General features: G+C 62.9%; 19 protein-coding genes. All 19 read right to left on the bottom strand.

From position 1 onward, the window contains the following. Positions 1-111: 111 nt before the first annotated feature. Positions 112-840 (bottom strand): TIGR03747 family integrating conjugative element membrane protein, encoded by a 729-nt coding sequence (locus ACKLLE_RS03575; protein ID WP_420056869.1) that lies wholly within the window; start codon positions 838-840, stop codon positions 112-114. A gap of 34 nt (positions 841-874) precedes the next feature. Beyond that, complete coding sequence (traD, locus tag ACKLLE_RS03570) at positions 875-3,001, bottom strand: type IV conjugative transfer system coupling protein TraD (RefSeq protein ID WP_420056868.1); 2,127 nt, start codon at positions 2,999-3,001, stop codon at positions 875-877. Positions 3,002-3,010: 9 nt separating this feature from the next. Next, positions 3,011-3,385 carry an integrating conjugative element protein gene (locus ACKLLE_RS03565; RefSeq protein ID WP_420056867.1) on the bottom strand — a complete coding sequence of 125 codons (375 nt, stop codon included), beginning with the start codon at positions 3,383-3,385 and terminating at the stop codon, positions 3,011-3,013. 83 nt (positions 3,386-3,468) lie between these two features. Then, on the bottom strand, positions 3,469-4,023 hold the full coding sequence (locus ACKLLE_RS03560) for a lysozyme family protein (RefSeq protein WP_420056866.1): 555 nt from the start codon (positions 4,021-4,023) through the stop codon (positions 3,469-3,471). Continuing rightward, positions 4,005-4,721 (bottom strand): TIGR03759 family integrating conjugative element protein, encoded by a 717-nt coding sequence (locus tag ACKLLE_RS03555; protein WP_420056865.1) that lies wholly within the window; start codon positions 4,719-4,721, stop codon positions 4,005-4,007. The genes ACKLLE_RS03560 and ACKLLE_RS03555 overlap by 19 nt, the downstream gene beginning before the upstream one ends. A gap of 10 nt (positions 4,722-4,731) precedes the next feature. Beyond that, a complete protein-coding gene (locus tag ACKLLE_RS03550; protein WP_420056864.1) occupies positions 4,732-5,400 on the bottom strand; it encodes a hypothetical protein in 669 nt (222 codons plus the stop codon). Further along, positions 5,397-5,915 (bottom strand): PFGI-1 class ICE element type IV pilus protein PilL2, encoded by a 519-nt coding sequence (gene pilL2, locus ACKLLE_RS03545; protein ID WP_420056863.1) that lies wholly within the window; start codon positions 5,913-5,915, stop codon positions 5,397-5,399. Before pilL2 ends, ACKLLE_RS03550 begins: the two co-directional genes overlap by 4 nt. A gap of 129 nt (positions 5,916-6,044) precedes the next feature. Further along, positions 6,045-6,761, bottom strand: coding sequence for a DUF5983 family protein (locus ACKLLE_RS03540; protein ID WP_420056862.1), 717 nt, complete (start codon positions 6,759-6,761; stop codon positions 6,045-6,047). A gap of 61 nt (positions 6,762-6,822) precedes the next feature. Next, positions 6,823-7,317: a JAB domain-containing protein gene (locus ACKLLE_RS03535; RefSeq protein ID WP_420056861.1), complete on the bottom strand. Its 495-nt coding sequence runs from the start codon at positions 7,315-7,317 to the stop codon at positions 6,823-6,825. Positions 7,318-7,377: 60 nt separating this feature from the next. Continuing rightward, positions 7,378-7,635 (bottom strand): hypothetical protein, encoded by a 258-nt coding sequence (locus ACKLLE_RS03530; protein WP_420056860.1) that lies wholly within the window; start codon positions 7,633-7,635, stop codon positions 7,378-7,380. 67 nt (positions 7,636-7,702) lie between these two features. Beyond that, the gene (locus ACKLLE_RS03525) at positions 7,703-8,242 is read right to left on the bottom strand and encodes an STY4534 family ICE replication protein (RefSeq protein WP_420056859.1); all 540 of its coding nucleotides are present in this window, start codon (positions 8,240-8,242) and stop codon (positions 7,703-7,705) included. A gap of 744 nt (positions 8,243-8,986) precedes the next feature. Continuing rightward, positions 8,987-10,954, bottom strand: a complete 1,968-nt coding sequence (locus ACKLLE_RS03520) for a DNA topoisomerase III (protein ID WP_420056858.1) — start codon at positions 10,952-10,954, stop codon at positions 8,987-8,989. Between the two features lie 111 nt (positions 10,955-11,065). Next, on the bottom strand, positions 11,066-11,410 hold the full coding sequence (locus ACKLLE_RS03515; protein ID WP_102885549.1) for a helix-turn-helix domain-containing protein: 345 nt from the start codon (positions 11,408-11,410) through the stop codon (positions 11,066-11,068). A gap of 458 nt (positions 11,411-11,868) precedes the next feature. Then, on the bottom strand, positions 11,869-12,297 hold the full coding sequence (locus ACKLLE_RS03510) for a single-stranded DNA-binding protein (RefSeq protein ID WP_420056857.1): 429 nt from the start codon (positions 12,295-12,297) through the stop codon (positions 11,869-11,871). Positions 12,298-12,302: 5 nt separating this feature from the next. Then, a complete protein-coding gene (locus ACKLLE_RS03505; RefSeq protein WP_420056856.1) occupies positions 12,303-12,797 on the bottom strand; it encodes a DUF3158 family protein in 495 nt (164 codons plus the stop codon). Beyond that, positions 12,794-13,558, bottom strand: coding sequence for a PFL_4669 family integrating conjugative element protein (locus tag ACKLLE_RS03500; protein ID WP_420056855.1), 765 nt, complete (start codon positions 13,556-13,558; stop codon positions 12,794-12,796). Before ACKLLE_RS03500 ends, ACKLLE_RS03505 begins: the two co-directional genes overlap by 4 nt. Positions 13,559-13,708: 150 nt before the next feature. After that, entirely contained in the window at positions 13,709-14,926 is a 1,218-nt protein-coding gene (locus tag ACKLLE_RS03495) for an STY4528 family pathogenicity island replication protein (protein ID WP_420056854.1), read from the bottom strand. Further along, a complete protein-coding gene (locus ACKLLE_RS03490; RefSeq protein WP_420056853.1) occupies positions 14,920-15,471 on the bottom strand; it encodes a DUF2857 domain-containing protein in 552 nt (183 codons plus the stop codon). Before ACKLLE_RS03490 ends, ACKLLE_RS03495 begins: the two co-directional genes overlap by 7 nt. A 15-nt stretch (positions 15,472-15,486) precedes the next feature. Further along, positions 15,487-17,028, bottom strand: coding sequence for a ParB family protein (locus ACKLLE_RS03485; RefSeq protein WP_420056852.1), 1,542 nt, complete (start codon positions 17,026-17,028; stop codon positions 15,487-15,489). Positions 17,029-17,036: the final 8 nt, after the last annotated feature.

Here is a 17,036-nt window from a genome sequence, read left to right as displayed (position 1 = left end):
CGGAATTTGGAAAGTTGTGCTGCGCAGTCAAGAGTTTGCGAACCAGAGATTTCTTCGTCGGTGTTTCGCCTGGTTTTCCTAGGTATCATGTTCCACGGGCACTGGTTACTATCAAAGGTATTTTTTGAATGTTGCAGCTGTTATTTCCACCATGAAACCAAGCAGCGCAGCGCACGGCAGCAATATCCAGTTTGGATTCAGCGACCAAGGGAGCGACAGATAGATTACCCAAGGGCTGACCATTAGCGGCAATAACGTGCGCTTGGCTCGGTGATAGACAAAGCTGCTTTCCCTATCAGCCCCGAACTTGCGCAGGTCGCGGCGCATTAACCCGTCAACCAGTCCGGTGACTACCGCGAGCAAGAAGAGGGGCGTTGCGAGAGCGAGGACAGTCAAGCGCACTACGAACGTGAAGACCGTGAACACGGTTGCCAGCAGGTAATCCTGCCCTGCGACGTAAGCTTGAGCGAGCTGTCCTTGCAGGGACGCCTCGCGACTGAGCAGCTTCAGATGATTATCGGATTGCTCCCAGCCGGAGCGCACCACAACCCAATCGTTAAGGCGTTCAAGGATTTTCGCGGTTGCTTGCGCCGGCTCCTGCACCAGCAGTGAGCTCCTGAAGTGGTTGCTGAGCCAGCCGAGTTCACTCAGCCACATGGTATGGCTGTTGTGCCAGCCCTGTTCTGGCCAGAACCACAGCATGCCCACGAACTCCAGCAGGATGGAGAACAGTAGGGAAGCAAACAGCAGGCCGAGCAATCGAAGGCACAGCTCAAGCGTGCCGGAGATCAGGCCTGGTCGCCGTTGCGTTGAAGGCGGGTTGGTTGGGGCCGTAGGCATAAATGTACCCTAGTGTTTGCTGGCTGCCAGATACTCACGAGGCTGTTTTACGCCCCGGTGGTGGCATCTCGGGATCGAAGTCAGCGGTCGGCGCACCGCTGACACTGCTCCACCAACTTCCCGCATTGGCGTTGTAGGACTCGCGCATGCGCGCAGCCAGCGCCTGCAGATCCGCTGGCATTGCATCGTCGCTGGCCGGTTTGGGTAGCGGCATTCGTACTTTCCACAACTGACCGCCTTCCTGGAACGAGAACATCTGCCCCTTCGGCAGGGCGATGATGTGCGCGGGTTCGATCAGCGGCACGGCAGTGGTGGTAACGCGGTCCTGTGAGGATGATGTGAAGTCGGTTCTAGCGTCAGGATCAGCGGTGTCCGTTGCGCCGGAGACCAGGGTGCGGGTCTGCACGTTGACCTTGGGCAGTTGATTGGTCAGCAGTTCGGCGGTCGCGGTTTCCCGTACGCGCAGCATCTGCAAGGTGTTGAAGTTGCCGATGACTTGTCCGGCTTTGGCCCGGCTGCCGATCCGTGCCTCGATGTCACTCAAGGTCTGGGTGTAGGCGGTGACCTGGATACCGGCTCCGCCACCCTTGTTAATCAGCGGGATGAACTCATCGCCCATCAGCTCGTTGAACTCGTCGGCGTGCAGGTTGATGGGCACCTTGTCGGCCGTGCTGGAGGAAGCCGGCAGGCCGTGGTCGATGCCATGTTTGTAGATGTGCCCAGCGACGGAGACCAGGTCGGCAAACATCGAGTTGCCGACCGCGGCCGCGACCTCGGCATCGGACAAGGCATCCAGGCCGACGTAAACGATGCCGCGCTTACGGATGACCTGCAGCCAGTCGAAGATTGGTCTTGGATCGTCCAGGTCGGCGTAATTGGGAGCCAGCAACTGGGCCGTCTTGCCACTGGTGAGTTTTTCCAGCAGCGGCAGCAGCGAGGCGACGATCTTGTCGAAGTAGGTACGGTCGTAGCGTACCGCCGAGCGCAGGCCATCCATTACCGGGTCGAAGAGGCGCTTGGCGGTCAGGTACTGCTCGATGGCCACGACACGTTTCTCGCGGCCGATCATGTGCCGTGGCACGTTCTTCTCGTTGAGGCGAGCTTCGAGACCAACAATGGTTTCCCATGCCTGCGGATCATGACGGACGAAGAAGTGCTGGGCGTACTCGATGAACAGCGCGTCGATGTTCACTACATGGCGCTGGATCTGCAGGTAGTCGGGGCGCCGGCCGAGCTCGATCAAGGCCCGGGCGATGATGTTGACGAAGCGCCAGGCGAACTCGCGAAACGCCGCCGAGTTGCCTTCGCCGCTCAGCTGCCCAGCGATACGGGTGGCCACTTCCGAGATGCGACCGAAACGCCCGATGGCGTTGTAGCGCGCGGAAATCTCCGGCCAGCCCAAGTGGAAGACGTAGAATTCATGTTCACGGCCGGCCCGTCGCGCTTCCACGTACATGCGCTTGAGCAGGTCGGCATCGCCTTTGGGGTCAAAGACAATCACCACTTCTTGGCTTGGTCGGTGAATATCCTGGGTGATGTAGACCTCGGCCAGGCGCGTCTTGCCGACCCGCGTGGTGCCCAGCACCAGGGTGTGGCCCACGCGTTCGCCCAGTGGCAAGGAGGCTTCCTGCTCGTTGGGCTCGACGCCATGCAGCAGCGGTGAGCCGCCCACGGGCGGCAGCGGTCGTACCGGGTTGAGCGGGCTGTCCCAGGCGGTCACTCGGGGCAGGAGAGAGAGCCCTGGCGGGGCTTTTTCCAGGAGGTGCTCTAGGCGACGGGCCCACTGGTAGGTCGTTGACTGGTTGACGTAGCGGGCGAGCGCCGGGTCCTGCGCCTCCAGCAAGCGTTGGGTGTGCAGGCGGCTCCAGCGAAAGCCACGGCCCATAAACAGGCGCTTGCTGCTGACCGGGATCTGTCGGCTGGTCAGCGAATAGCGGGGCAGGCGGCGGATGTTGCGCCGATAGCGCAGGACAATGCGAGCCTCGTTGAGGCGCTTCAGGCCGAAGGCGGTGTAGGCCAAGGCCATGCCGGCGCCGATCTCTGGCGACAAGGCGACCGCCCAGGGCGAATGCAGGCACAGCGCGCCGGCACCGGCACAGATGCCCACGGTGTACAACTCCACCGCCGGGCGCAGCAAGGACTCCATCGCATGATCACCCATGACGGTTCCTCACTGCTCCAGGCCGGTTGGTGTGATCAGTACCGGGTAATGCTCCAGCTCCAGCCGCTCGGCGATGTCGTCGCCACTCACCGGCCAGATGACCAAATCAGTCGCTACCGCCTGGATGCGCTGTAGCGCCGCGGCATCGGCGACCTCAACGGCCAGGCCGTTGGCGCCCAAGCGCTTCAGCGCTGGCGCGTGCTGCGCCAGCCACGTCAATGAGGTGGCGTCCGCCCCAACCAGGAACAGCGGGACCATGCCAGGCAGTTCCAGCGCTCTGCGCCGCACCTCACCTGGCGTGAGACGCTTGCTGTGCACCGGCAGCACCCAGCTCAGTGTGCGTGGGTCGGGTCGTTCGACCGGCGCGGCCGATTCAGCGGCCATGGCAGGGGTCGTTGGCACAAGCCATGCCCCGGCAACCAACGAACACAGCAGCCCGCAGATCGGTGCGCCCCGGCGTACGTCAATCATGAGCGTGGTCCTCTACGGCTGGACGTGGCGGCTTCAAGATGCTGCCAGCGCTGGCTGAATTGCATGCGGTAGCGCTCCGCCGGGGCTCCACCTGCAGGCCGGTGGTAGCGACCGGCGGCGACGACCCAGTCACCGACGTCGGCGTAGTGCTCGCGTAACAGGTCGGCGGTGACGGCGAGGTTGCTACGCGGGTCGAGGGCATCGCAGGCGCTGGGGTAGCGCTCCGGGTGATAACCCAGGTTGGTTTGCCCCAGGCCGACATCGATGCGCTTGGGATCATGCTGGGTGAGCGCCACGGTGAGTGCAGTACAGGCCTGGTCACGGGTGGCGAAACGCTGCGGCGTGCCGGCCACATTCAAGGTCCACGGCCAGGGAACAAGCTGCCCACGCAGCGGAGTGCCGCTCTCCTGCTGGGCAATGGCGAACAGCACCGAGGCCGGTATGCCGGCCTCGGAGGCAGCCAACTGATACGCAGGCGGGGGTAGGCCGCCGGCTTGGGCGGCAGTCATCCCCATCAGGGCTAAGGCGAGGCTCAGTCGACGCGCTGCCATTTCCCTTCCACCTGTTGAAAGCGTGCGGGCAGGGGGCGGCTGGCGCCGAGGGCGAACCATCGGCCGCGGTCGTGATTGAGGGTGACCTGGCCGTTGCTTACCTGGGCGGGTGTAATCCCCACCGTGAGCGCCCATTGCCGAATGCGCGCATCGTCGCCCTGGCTGCCCACCAGGTAGACGTCCAGATGTGCGCCCGTGCTCAACCATCGGCGGAGGCTGGCCTCACAGGTCGAGCACGGGGCCTCCACAAACACGGCATAGCGCGGGCTGCTCGACGAGGAGACTGCATCGCCCATCCCCTGCAGCGGCAGCAGTCCCGGGAACAGCCGCGCCCAGGCGGCGGTGTAGGCTTTTTCATAGGCCAGTTCGCGTTCGGCACGCTTGGCTTCGAGTCGAACCTGCAGCTCGGCGTAGCGCTGACGCTCCTGGTCAGAGTCGGCTTCCACGCCGAGGGTGGTCAGCGGGTCGAGTTGCGGCGACCAGTACTGGCGTGGACCACTCTGCAGGTGCTCGAACTTGGCCCATTCGTCATCGGTCAGCCCCCAGGCCTTGGCCTGTGCAGCAGATCGAGCTTGCTGCAACTGGGCCTGCTCGCTGGACTGCTGCTGAGTTTCGACCGTGGTGGGTGCGCTCCATCCCGGGCCTGTCACCAGGCAGATGGTGAGCAGGAGCAGCGAGAGGGTGGTGAACCGGACCATACTCACCTCGTTATGGTAGGGACAGCGAGCGTTCGCCGAGGCCAGGCACCTGGAACACGGCCTGGTTTCCGCGAATGGCCTTGAGCTGCCAGTCGTTCAGGCTGTCACCGGGCTGCAGCAGGTGGACGGTCGACAGGGCATGCGCGCCGGCCGGTAGGGCCGAGACAAACCGGACGTCGCCCCGGGTCTCGACACCCAACAAGGTGAATGGCGGCGTCGGGGGTTCTGCTTTGGCGGTCTGTTTGGCGGGGACGGCAGGCTGGGTCTGTGCGGATGGCGCAGCCGGTCGAGCCTCGAGGGTGTGGATAGTAGTTTCGGCGTTGCCCAATCGCTGCTCCAACTCGTCCAGCTCCGCCTTGGTCGGACCCGGCGGTACCGCTCCATTGGCCTTGAGCGAAGCGCTCACCTCATCCACTTTTTTGCTCAGCGTCGCGGAGGTCGCGTCCTGCTGGCGCTGGTGCTCACCCAGTACTTTCACTTGCGAAGGGAGTGCCGCGAGGGTGGCGCCGAATGCATCGAGATCTCTACGCAGCCCCGGTACTGGATCAGCTGGAGCATTGTTGGCGGCGGTCAGGAGTCCGGTCAGTTGTTGCTGGTGGTTGTAGGTCACGGCGGCCAGTACGGCGGCGCCGAGGCACAGGGCCCCGAGCACTAGGGCCTGAAAGTGATGGACCTTCATGGCGCGATCTCCAGAGGCGGGTGAGGTGGAGCGGGCACCGGGACGCGAAGCGCGTAGCACACGCTGCGTTCGACCGGATCGATCACGAGCCGCCAGGCGGGGCCACCCAAAATGGTCAAGGCGTCCAACAGCGCCATCGGCCCAAGTTGGTGTTGCACGGCTGGCAGGGGGCGACTGAACAAGGTCGTGACCTCGGCGCGGTTGGCGCAGAGTGAATAGCCAGAACGCTGCAGCACATGGCGCAGGGCATCACCGACCGTTGCGTGCAGTGCCGGTGATATCTGCACGTTGATGAGTTGAAACAATGGCTGGCGTTGCTCCCGCGTCGGTCGCGTGCTGACCAGGGTGTAGCGGTCCTGGCGGACCCACGCTGGTGACTCTGACAACGGCTTGGACGGGGTGGCCGGAGCCGGGACGGCTTTGGCTGGCGCCGTCAGTGGGGTGATGGCAGGCGACGTGTTGCAGCCCGCCAGCGCGAGCATCAGGACAAGGTAAGGAAGTGCGGGCGTGTGCATGAGCAAGTCTCGACAGAAGTTGCCGACACCTTGGCAACGCGCGTGAGCTGCACCCATTGAAAAACCGAAATTGCCCGACCGGGTTATTGCGTGCAATGGATAAAAAGGCGCCCTGTAGGGCGCCTTGGATCAATCGTCGGTAAACACCGGGAGTCCTGCCAGCAGAGCTGCATCTGGATCAAATACTAGGAAGCGCGTGTCGGCTTGGCCGGCCAGCAGCAACAGGGTCATCAACACCGGCGGTACCTGTTCGTCCAACAGGCGAGTGCAGACGTCCGCCGCTGCGCAACCAAGGTCCTCCACTTGGCCGCTGCGTTGCCAGGGGGTCGAGTACAGCTTGCAGCCGACGGAGCGGTTGCTGACCAACTGGAAGCACTCAAAGTAGCCGGCCGGTCGTTCGCAGCGGGCAAGCTGCTCAAGGTAGGCATACTCGCTGGCCGGTAGGTGGGATGAGCTGATCTCCCAGCTGCGGCTGTAGTGGCCGGTGGCGAAGGACAGCTGCTGCATCAGGTGCTCCGCCGCTTCCAGGCTGGGAAGGTCGCCGAGGTGTGCCGTGCCGCTCGGCCGCTCGGCCGTGACCTGGTACAGCACGGTGGTGACCACGCCGTCTGAGGGCAACTGCATGCGAAGAAAGCCAGAGACATCCTGGCCTTCCGTGATGACGGCGCAGTCGTCATCGAACACGCATGCCTGGCAGTTGATGTGATCGTCGTCCAAGTCCAATTGGGCGGTGTGCAGGGGGCGGTAGCAGGGCGGGCACTGGTCGTCGTAGTGGATCTGGACCACGCGCTCGCAGGAGAACGCATGGAAGCCCCGGGCAAAGGGGTTGGGGGTTGAGGTGAGCATGGTGGCGCTCCAATTAAAAGAGAACGCCACCCCAATGCAGGCGGTGGCGAGTGAGAGAGGGTTAGATCCAGCCATATTCGGCCAGGGACAGGGGCTGGCCTTCGCCAACGATGATGTGGTCCAGAACGCGGACTTCGACCAGCGCTAACACTTCGATCAGTTGGGTTGTCAGCACGCGGTCGGCGCCACTGGGCTCAGGGCAGCCGGAGGGATGGTTGTGGCTGAGGATTACCGCAGCGGCGTTGTGCGCCAGAGCCTTGACCACCACTTCACGGGGGTACACCGTGGCACCGTCGATGCTGCCGAAAAACAACACCTCGAAATCCAGCACACGGTGCCGAGAGTCGAGGTACAGCAGGGCAAACACCTCGTGGTGGTAGGGCGCTAGCCGTAGCTTCAGGTAAGACGCGGCGTCGGCAGGTGTGATCAGTACTTCGCCGCGGTGGAAGTAGCGTTGGTCCAGCAGCTGCAGGGCTTCGTTGATCAATGCATCTTCGTGGGCGCGTTGGGTCAGGGTCGGGTCGAGAGGCTCGACCAGGGTCAATGGCGTATTCATGGGGAAACCTCGTGTGCAGGAGCGCTCCGGGGAAAGGCCCCGGTGGGTGGGATCAGTTGGTTACAGGCGGGTGAAGCGATGGCGGGCGCCGTGCAACGGCGAATGGCAGGCTTCGCAGGGGTGAGTGGAGAACGGGTCGATGCCGACGCCGGTGTCCGGATCGAAATCGGCGCTGAGCGGCAGTAACGCTTGCACTGCCTCACGTATATGCGTGATTCGCTGGTCGACTTCGGCCTCGCTGTAGTACAGCGACAAGGCGCTGAAGTCGTCGTAAGCAACCGCCTGCAGGCAGTCTTCGCAGAGCCAGAAGCTTTCCATGGCAACCTCCGACGTGAATGAACAACAGGCGCTCCCAAGAGCGCCTGTTGTTGGCGGTCAAACTGCCTCAGGCTGATTGAGTTGCTGCGGTGGAGTTACGGGCGGCGGTCGGGGTTGGCAGGCGCTGATCGGAGTCACCGTCAATGTCTGCCTTATCTCCTTCCGCCTCCGCTTGCTCCATCGCGTCAGAGGCAGCGTCGGTGCGGGCGGGCGCACGGTAGCTGAACTGGCCATCGACCTTGATCCACTCGATGAAGATCAGGCGGCCTTTGAGGCTGGCGCCGGGTTGCCCCTTGCGTTCGCCTTTCTCGTACAGGAAGGGATCCACCCAGAGGTCGCCGATGCGAAACGCGATGAGGACCTTGCGTTCAGCGCGGACGTCTTCGAGGTGTTCACGGATCAGCCGGTCGGCTTCCCCGCTGGCGACCTTGCAGTCGAAGCGGGTGTATTCGACGTCGTCCGAGGCACCGTGCAAGGCGGCGATGTCACAGGCCATGAACGCTTGGCCTCGGCGAACCGGGACTTCGCGGACCCGGTTCAGGTAACCGATGCCTTGGGTGTGCAGGTTGAAGTAGGTAGTGGGGGCGTTATTGCTTGCAGTGGTCATGGTGGAACTCCTGTTCAGCAGAAACGCGGACATCCACCGACCCTGGCGGCTGGTGAGTTCCGCAAGGGTGAGGGTGCAAACACATGATCGGTAGAGAGGGCGCTCATCACCGACAGGTCGGTGACCGTGCGAGCTGCCGAGCGCGAGTCGCACTTGGGGAGAACCACCCGAAACGGGCGCAGCCTTGAAGGTTCTGGCTGCCTGGGTGCTGTCAACGACAGCGGTGTGCAGCCCATCTATAAAACGCAGCCAACCCTCCGTCAACCAGGGATTTGGGACGGTCTGGGCGGGCGGAATTCGGTGGCTTTCGGTGGATTCTCAGCGGCGAAAAAATAGCCCGACGGTCATCAGGCTAGGAAGAGGTGGACCACCTTTGATCCGGCGAAATGACACCGGAGTTCGTCGCAAACTCTCCGCTGTCGATCCACCTGAATCAACCGACCCTTGTCGTGGCCTGGGTCGGAATCAACTGGCACGCATCCGCGCACAAAAGGTGCCCAGTGTTTCGCCGGCGGGCACCGGAGCTGAGCATCGTCGCCGAAGCGGATGACCCCTGAGGCCTGGCACAAGCCGCATGGGTCATCCACCTGGGTGACTTGGAACACTGAGAAGTTATCCGCAGAGGCGGTGAAGGGTGGCTCCGAACTCTACGAGTCTGACCGAGCTGCCCGGAGCGAATCGGTCTGGGGTCGCCAAGTGGCGTGGGGCAAATTCACTACACCAGCGCGGCGGTGCGTCGTCAAGTCATGTCTTCTTTGGGCGCCTGGCTTTGGCTACCGGCTTGGTGCCCCTGCATTCTGGGTAGCGGATGCAGGACCAGAAGCTGCCGGTGCGGCCTTTGCGCTGGCGCATGGTGCTGCGGCACACCGGGCAGAACGGCCCTTTGGAGGGTGGCGGCTGCAGGGTGAGCGAGACGTTGCTGCGCACCAAACGGGTCAGCCACTGCGCCTGCTTGGTAAGAAAGGTCTCGACGCTCAACTGGCCCGACTCGATGCGCTCCAGCGCCTGCTCCCATAGCGCCGTCAGTACCGGGTCGGCTACTTCCGGTGGCACCGCTTCAATCAAGGTGTGCGCCGCAGCCGAGGCGGCCAGGCTGCGTTTCTTCTTGGTCAGATAACCGTGGTCGATCAGCCCCTGGATGATGGCCGCGCGGGTGGCTTCGGTGCCGAGGCCGCAGCTGTCCTTGAGCGTCTGCTTGAGCCGCTGATCGGCCACCTGGTTGGCGATGGCTTTCATCGCCTTGACCAGCGTGCCCTCGGTGTAGGCTTTTGGGGGCTGCGTGCGCTGGGCAATGGCGGCCGCGTCAGTCAGTGCCACCAAGGCGGATTCGCGCAGTGTGGGCAGGCGTTGAGTTTGCTCGCCAGGCTTATTGCCATGGGGCTCGTTGATCACAGCTTTCCAACCACGCACCAGGATCTGCTTGCCGCGGGCCAGTAGCTGGTCGGCCTGACTGTGCAGCAGCACCTGGGTTTTCAGGTACTCATGCTCAGGAAGGAACTGCGCGAGGTAGCGGGCGCGGATCAGCGCGTAAACCGCCTGCTCGCGCTCGGAAAGCTGATTGAGGTCGAGCGTGATGGCGGTCGGAATGATGCCGTGGTGCGCGGTGATCTTGCTGCTGTTCCAGGCACGCGAGCGGCGACACGGGTCCAGCTCTCTGATGACCTGACCGAGAGCAGGGGTGGCGGCCACCAAGGCATGGAGTATGCGGGGCACCTCATCGAGCATGCTCTCGGGCAGGTAGCCACAATCGGTCCGCGGGTAGGTCGTCGCCTTGTGGGTTTCGTACAGGGCCTGTGCGATTCCCAGCGTTTCCTGGGCACCGAGCCCGAGTTTGGCCGAGCAGACTTCCTGGAGCGTGCCGAGGTCAAATGGCAGTGGCGGGCCTTCACGGACCTGCTCCACCTCAACGGTGTCAATGCGGGCCGTTCCGTGTTGGCTCAGGCGCAGTGCGACTTGCCTGGCGGCCGCTTCATCGATGCAGCGGCCCTCATCGTCGCAGACCGTAGTCGGAGGTTGCCAACGGGCCTTGAAACTCATGCCTTCTGCCACCAACTGGGCGTCGACGTTCCAGAAGGGTTGCGGCACGAAGCTCGCGATGGCCCGGTCGCGTTCGACCACCAGGCGCAGGGTTGGCGTCTGGACGCGACCTACCGGCAGCACACCATCAAAGCCGGCGCGGCGGCCCAACAGGGTGAACAGCCGGCTCAGGTTGATGCCCACCAGCCAGTCGGCGCGGGAGCGGGCCAGCGCACAGTGGTATAGCGGGAGGGTCTGTTCGCCCGGGCGCAAGGCCGCCAAGGCGCGGCGGATCGAAGCCTCATCCAGAGCGGATAGCCACAGGCGCAGAACCGGCCCCTGGTACTGACAGCGCTCGAGGATCTCGCGGGCGATCATCTCACCCTCACGGTCAGCGTCGGTGGCGATGACCACCTCGGCGCACTTATGCAGCAGTTGGTCGATCACCTTCAGCTGGCTGGCGACCTTGGGCTTGACCACCAACTGCCAGTGAGCGGGGATGATTGGCAAGTCGTCCAGCGACCAGCGTTTGTAATCGCCATAGGCTTCAGGGGGCGCGGTTTCCAGCAGATGGCCGACGCACCAGGTGACGGTGACGTTCTGGCCCTGCAAGCAACCATCGCCGCGCCGGCTGGCCTGCAGCACCCGGGCGATGTCGCGGGCTTGGGATGGTTTTTCACAGATGAACAGGCGCATATGCGGGCCCTCTCGGTGGTTACCGACAGGGTGGGGGTGTGGTTGTGAAGCGCCAGGGTAAAGCCGAAACCGGCGGTATCGGTTCGACGTGTCAGAGCAGGGCGAAAAAACTTACTTGCGTTGCGCCAGATGAGTGGCCAGCGTTTGCAGAAACTCGAGGGCGAACTGTTTATCGGCGTCGCCCAGCTCCTTGATGATCGCGGTAATCTGCTGACCCTGGTCCTGGGGGCGAGGACTGATGGCCAGCAGCAGCTCATCGACGGGGCAGCCATACAGGTCTGCCAACTGGAGCAGCTTCGTCACGGACAGCTCTACCAGTCCACGCTCCAGGCGCGAGACGGCTTCGCCGGAAATGCGCAGGTGCTCGCCGACCTGATCCTGGGTCAAGCCGCGGTCGCGACGGTACTTCGCCAACTGGCGGCCAATGTGATGTGGGCTAGGCTCTTTGACGGGCAACGGGGCGCTCTCCAATTCGACCCATATGGTTGACTACCCACCCAAGGATATGAACGTCTCAAAGGGTTGACTGACAACCCTATGAGGCGTATCACGAAAAATAACTGCATGACCCGCCCGCTCACACGGAGGATTGAACTTGCACGGATCCCACCAGAGTGAGGCAGACAAGTTAGCGATCAAGGCCTACGAGCTGTTCATGGCTACCCATCTGGAACCGGACAATACGGAGGCACGTGCTCAGTTGATTGCCTGGGTTCAGGAGAGTCCGGCGCACTGGCGGGCATTCCTTGCCCTGGATCAGTGCCTGACGGAGGTGAAGCAGTTGCTAGAAAGCGGACAGCGCGGGAACGCCCGGCGAGATGGTTAGCGTGCCGAATGGCAATACTGCCCGCCGGCTAAGGTGCGCAACCCCTGCTGTATCGCGCAGGGCGCGGTGATTCCAGTGAGTTCCACGCTCACCCGGCCTTGCGCGGGGCTTTCTTGCCACCGCCTTTGCGCGTGGCGCTGGGACTGTCCTGCGCTTTCTCACGCATAGTGACCGAGGCCAGGCGATGCGGCAGGATACCGATGCGCCGGGCTTCGACCTTGAAGGTCACCCGCGCGTTGTCCTCGCTGTCCTCCCACTCATCCTTGACCGTGCGACCCTCGACCAGGATCCGCATGCCTTTCTGGTACAGCGTGCTCCAGTGCTCGGCATCGCGGTGCCAGAGCTCGACGGGCGCCCAGTAGCCGCCGCGATCTTCGTAACCGCCTTCACGCGGTACCGGATTGTTGAAATAGACGTTCAGCCGCAGCAGGCGCCGCGGTTCATCCGGGTTGGAGTTGAACTCCTGGAATTCCGGAACGCTGCCGATGTTGCCTTCACCTACAAATAACGTACTCATGCGGGTCACTCCTCGGTGGGGAAACGGGTCAGGACGAGCTCGGCGGCCGCGAGCTTGCTGGCACCGGAGACGGCCTGGCGATACAACGACTGCAGGCTGCTCATCTGCAGGTTCAGCACCACGCGGTTGGTCTCCAGCTGATACAACGCCTGCCGCAGCTCAGGGTGCAGATGCGGATGAACCACCGCCTCCTGCCACACCTGCACGCCCATGCGCTGAAAGTCCGGACTGCGCCAGCGCAGGAAGTCGGTGCCCGTCGCGCTGTGCTGGACGACCAATCGCAGCTCCAGCAGCGAGAAGGGGGGCTGCGCCATGATCGCCAGCATCACCGCCATCAATTCGGCGACCTGGGTGCGCAGACGCAGGATCGTCTCGGCGAACTGCTGCAGCTCCCCCTTACCCTTAAAAGGCTTTAAAAGGCCTTTTAGGGAGTCACCTTGTGCGAACGCGCGATAGGCATCTGCTGACAACCGCCGGGCAATTGCTTCGGCCAGGGTCATTCCTCACCCCCTTCGCCCAGGACTTCCGGAGTAGGTTGTGCCTCTGCCTCAGGCAGGGCAGGTTGATCCGGCTCATCGGGATTCGAGGTGGTCTGACTCCGCGTGATGGGTGGGGCGAATTGAGAGCGGTGGCTGCCTTCGAGGATCTTGCGTGGAGGTTCGCCGAACTTGTCGATCGCTTCACGGGCCCGGGCGTTGTTGGCGGCCATGTCATCCCGACTGACCCCCGCCAGGCGATAGCGCTGGGCCAGACCGAACAGGCTGCGCAACTCGTGGGCGCCGCGATCGATCCAGTTTTCCATGTCGGGGCGGCCGATTAAGGCTGTGTGGTGAGCGAGCAGAACGCGGCGCACCAGGGCGTCGTAGTCGGTCAGCAGGTAGACCGCGAGAAAGCCAAGCTGGCTGCCGATGAACAGGGGGAGGGTGACGGGATGGATATTGAGGTTATCGCCGATATCGACTTGGGTCGGCAGGGCGCGCTCCACTCGACTGACCTGCTTGGTCAGCGCGCGGAGTTCGGCCTTGGCCTGCAGCAGCTTGTCCTCCAGTTGCAGCATGAACCAGTCGGCGAAGGGGTCATCCTGGCTGCTGGCGTGCTTGAGCAGATTGGTGACGCCGATGTAACCAGGCATGCCCATGATCGAGTGTACCCCTTCGCTGCCCATGCGGCCTTGCCACAGCCGTGCCGCATGGTGGGTGTGCAGGGTGAGGGTGATGCTGCTGCGCAGGGAGCCCAGGTTGAGCTGGTAGTGATCGGTCATCGCCAGTACCTCGCCGTCGGAATGACGCCGACGATGGGCCGATCCGGGCTGTCCGGCGCGGATCAACGTGAAGGTGGTCTGCTCGTAATTTCAGGCGGTGGACCTCCTTGGATTCAATGGCATGGGCATCAAATCCATTGAGATCCAATACTAGGTTGGGGCAAGCGAACCGCGGCAGCGTTGCTTCAGCTCCTCCAGGCAAGAGAGCGCGAGTGGCGAGGCGGTGCGCTGACCACCTCGCTTGGGTCGTTCACCAGAGATCTCCGCTGGCGTGGCTTTCGGTGTGCGCGACGGTGCGCTTGTGCCTGTCGCTTCATCGGCGCGGGCCGCCCACAGCGTAAACTCGCCCTGGCAGGCGCGTTTGATCAAGCCCATCAGGTAGGCGACGGGTTTTCGGATCTCACCACGGGCGCACCGCACCGCCGCTTCATTGATCACCGCTTGTTGCTGTTCCGGCTCGAGTTGGCGCATTGCCTGCGAGGCCATGCGACGCTCGGTCGGGTTCAGCGGTAAATCCGCAGGCCACCGTGCTCGTCCGAATTCCACCTGCGCCAGTACTGTACATTTTTTGATTTGGTCTTTCTGTACTGTACGACCGGCGTCGGCATTCCGAACCACAGCCGAAACCGGTGCATTGCCGCAGGGTTCGGAATCGGTGGTCGGGACCTGAGGATTCCGAACGGGGTGGCGCAGGCCAGGTTCGGAATGTTCCGCCTGCGTGTCTTCGGCCATCAGCGGCAGCGTGTGTTGCTGTGTCGGGGGCAGTGAGCGCAGCCGGTCCTTGTCGCGCTGGGCGACCTGCGGATCGGCTTGAATTTCGGTAAGCACATGTTGCGTCACATCACGCACCCCCTTGGTGGCATGGCTGAGGTTCTGTTGCAGCAGATCCGCGTAGCCGCTGTCCAGCTCAAGCTGCTCGGCTGCCGTCAACGGGGCGCCGTGCAGCACGTAGACGCAACCGCGTAGGCAGCCTTGGGCATCGCGTGAACGGTCGACTAGGCTGAGCCAGCGAGTCGTACGCAGGACGTTCAATGCGCGGGCGATGGTTTCGCGCGACGCTTGGGCACCACAGGGGCTGGTCGCCAGGTAGGGCTGCAGGTCCTGGTAGCGCGGTGTTTTGACCTGACGCTCGGTGATCAGCCAGCGTAGAACCTGCCAGGTGTTGCGCTCCAGCGGGGTCAGCCGACGATCGAGGAGCAGTGCTTGCGGCAAGGGATTGTTGTCGCCGTAGTAGATCGTGCGCAGCGCGGGCTCCGCAGCAGCGACCGCTTGTTGGGCCTGGGATGCTTGGCACTCATTACGGCGTCGAAGGGCGTCGTAGCACTGGCGCACCACATCCTGCCAGTCGACTTCGTAGAAGCTCAGCATGGTGCGCCTCCGTACAGTTCGACCTGTTGCCAGACCAGGGTCAGGCTGATGTGTTGTTCCTCGGCCAGCATCATCATGGTGTCCAGCGGATCGTTATGCGGATCTTCCGCCCGCAGTTGGCTCCAGCGGTTCCACACCGCATGCTCCTGGGCTTCACTGAGCTGGATTGGCCGGCCGCGGTGGGTTTCGATCTTCAGCACCCGGCGGCGCAACGCCGTTTCCGAATGGTCCAGGCCGAAACAGCGGTACATGATGGTCGAACTCGCGCCGAGCTTGAGCGCTCGGTTGATCAGGCGTTCATTCTGCTCGTCGCGCTCGGCCTGGACGATCAGGCGGCGCAGCACGGTGATATCAACCTTGACCTCAACCCAGGCGATCGATGAGTGCGCCAGGTGGGACAGGGTGGTTGGAGGCAGCGATTGCAGCACCTCGATGTCTTCGTCGGCCAGGCCCAGCGTTTTGCAGCGCTGCAGGCGGCCATGGCGCAGCTCATGCAGCACCTGATTCAACATCGCATGATTCAACAGATTGAAGGTCGTACTCATGAGGCGGCTCCTCACTTATCGCGTGGACGACAGTGTCAATTCGATCAACTGCCGGGCGTGGCGGATCAGGGTGTACAGCTGCTCCAGCTGGGCATCGGGTAGTCGCTCGAGGCCTACGGTCAGGGCAGGGCGCTCGGGGAAGGGCAGGTCGTAGGCGCCAATCAGTAGTTGGCCAAATAGCGCTGCCGGCAGCTGCTGACGTTGTTGCCAGGTCACGTCGTCCTGCAAGCGCAGCAGGGCCGAAAGCAACAGCTGAATGCCGGTGTGTCGCGGACTCAGCTGCTGGTCATGCTCAATAGCCAAAGTGAAACCCAAGCCCTCTGCGTGCGGTTTGACCATGGCACTGGCATCGGCATATGCCGCTAGGTCCGTCGCTAGGGCGGCACAACGCTCACGCAAGGCATTGATGTCATCCTGTAGCGATGCGCGAGGTGAAGCGGAACCCAGGGAGCGCTCATGGACCTCAAGGGCGTTTGGCAGCCTCGCAGCAAGCGGTTCGTCTTCACTCAGCGCCTCGCGGATGTTGGGGAGGCGTGGTGCCTCGGCTGCCGAGATGTTGCTTGCATTAGTCATCGGCTCAGGCGTGGGCAATTGATGAGCCGTTTCTGCTTCCTCTTCGATGGCAGGTGGCGGGGAGGCGGCCTCGCCCTGTGAGCCTTGCGGGAGAGGCTGAGTCGTATCCGAGGTCGGCGTTGAGCGACGCGGTTCCTGATGCATTTCCAGCGCGAGCAGGCGGGGTGTCTGCTTCAACGGCACCGCCATCCGGGCAATCAGCTCGTCCTGCAGTTCACCCCAGTTCAGCTCGGGCTTATCACTGTCGAACGCCGACAGCACTTCGAACCACAGCAGCGCGAAGTGTTGGACGTCCCCAAAATACTGGTTCCAGATCGACTCCGCTCGGCGCCGCAGGTTGATGATCCGGACGATGGTGGGTTTGCCAAGGCCGGCATACAACACCTGCGGGATCACCGGAAGCAGGTGCTCGAGTGTGTCGAACATGCGGCTGATGTGCGATTGTGAAATCGGATAGCCGCCTTTGCTCAAGCGTGTGGATAGCTCACGTTGACTGAGCAGGACATCTGGCTCCTGCAACATGTCCTTGAGTTTCGCCACCGCGAGCGCTCGCTCGATGAAGGTGAGCTGGCCATGCAGATCACTTTCGGCCAAGTGGCCGATCAAGGTATGCGACTCGGACTGCCAAGGGCGGAACAGGCAGTGGATGTGAAAGAATCGCTCCTCGCGGGTTTCCTGCCAGAGTTCGCCGAGGATGCTCAAGCGCGTATTGCCGCCGTTGCGGATGATGAAGTACGGCTCACCCGGGCGGCGTGTAATCGCGGGAGGCTGGTCCAGGCCGCGTTCGCGGATTGAGGCTTTGATCTCGTCATACAGCGGGTTGCGGACTACCCGTGGGTTGAGTTCGTACGGGCGCAATTGCTCGAGATTGACCACCAACGGTGTGTCCTCGACTGGCACGGGCACGATGTTGCGGCCCTGTTTCTGCGGAAAATGCGCCTGCTGCAATTGACGCGTGATGTCTTCGGAAGACGGCGGCTTCATCACAGACC

Origin of the sequence: Pseudomonas bharatica (genome assembly GCF_048586865.1) — a bacterium.
GTDB classification, from domain to species: Bacteria; Pseudomonadota; Gammaproteobacteria; order Pseudomonadales; family Pseudomonadaceae; genus Aquipseudomonas; species Aquipseudomonas bharatica.
The sequence above is the reverse complement of the archived record's forward strand: the minus strand, read 5'-3'. Positions and strand labels throughout refer to the sequence as shown.

Excerpts from the sequence above, each read along its gene's own strand:
- ACKLLE_RS03575 (WP_420056869.1), bottom strand. The coding sequence starts at position 840 with ATGCCTACGGCCCCAACCAACCCGCCTTCAACGCAACGGCGACCAGGC.
- traD (WP_420056868.1), bottom strand. The coding sequence starts at position 3,001 with ATGGGTGATCATGCGATGGAGTCCTTGCTGCGCCCGGCGGTGGAGTTG.
- ACKLLE_RS03565 (WP_420056867.1), bottom strand. The coding sequence starts at position 3,385 with ATGGCCGCTGAATCGGCCGCGCCGGTCGAACGACCCGACCCACGCACA.
- ACKLLE_RS03560 (WP_420056866.1), bottom strand. The coding sequence starts at position 4,023 with ATGGCAGCGCGTCGACTGAGCCTCGCCTTAGCCCTGATGGGGATGACT.
- ACKLLE_RS03555 (WP_420056865.1), bottom strand. The coding sequence starts at position 4,721 with ATGGTCCGGTTCACCACCCTCTCGCTGCTCCTGCTCACCATCTGCCTG.
- ACKLLE_RS03550 (WP_420056864.1), bottom strand. The coding sequence starts at position 5,400 with ATGAAGGTCCATCACTTTCAGGCCCTAGTGCTCGGGGCCCTGTGCCTC.
- pilL2 (WP_420056863.1), bottom strand. The coding sequence starts at position 5,915 with ATGCACACGCCCGCACTTCCTTACCTTGTCCTGATGCTCGCGCTGGCG.
- ACKLLE_RS03540 (WP_420056862.1), bottom strand. The coding sequence starts at position 6,761 with ATGCTCACCTCAACCCCCAACCCCTTTGCCCGGGGCTTCCATGCGTTC.
- ACKLLE_RS03535 (WP_420056861.1), bottom strand. The coding sequence starts at position 7,317 with ATGAATACGCCATTGACCCTGGTCGAGCCTCTCGACCCGACCCTGACC.
- ACKLLE_RS03530 (WP_420056860.1), bottom strand. The coding sequence starts at position 7,635 with ATGGAAAGCTTCTGGCTCTGCGAAGACTGCCTGCAGGCGGTTGCTTAC.
- ACKLLE_RS03525 (WP_420056859.1), bottom strand. The coding sequence starts at position 8,242 with ATGACCACTGCAAGCAATAACGCCCCCACTACCTACTTCAACCTGCAC.
- ACKLLE_RS03520 (WP_420056858.1), bottom strand. The coding sequence starts at position 10,954 with ATGCGCCTGTTCATCTGTGAAAAACCATCCCAAGCCCGCGACATCGCC.
- ACKLLE_RS03510 (WP_420056857.1), bottom strand. The coding sequence starts at position 12,297 with ATGAGTACGTTATTTGTAGGTGAAGGCAACATCGGCAGCGTTCCGGAA.
- ACKLLE_RS03505 (WP_420056856.1), bottom strand. The coding sequence starts at position 12,797 with ATGACCCTGGCCGAAGCAATTGCCCGGCGGTTGTCAGCAGATGCCTAT.
- ACKLLE_RS03500 (WP_420056855.1), bottom strand. The coding sequence starts at position 13,558 with ATGACCGATCACTACCAGCTCAACCTGGGCTCCCTGCGCAGCAGCATC.
- ACKLLE_RS03495 (WP_420056854.1), bottom strand. The coding sequence starts at position 14,926 with ATGCTGAGCTTCTACGAAGTCGACTGGCAGGATGTGGTGCGCCAGTGC.
- ACKLLE_RS03490 (WP_420056853.1), bottom strand. The coding sequence starts at position 15,471 with ATGAGTACGACCTTCAATCTGTTGAATCATGCGATGTTGAATCAGGTG.
- ACKLLE_RS03485 (WP_420056852.1), bottom strand. The coding sequence starts at position 17,028 with ATGAAGCCGCCGTCTTCCGAAGACATCACGCGTCAATTGCAGCAGGCG.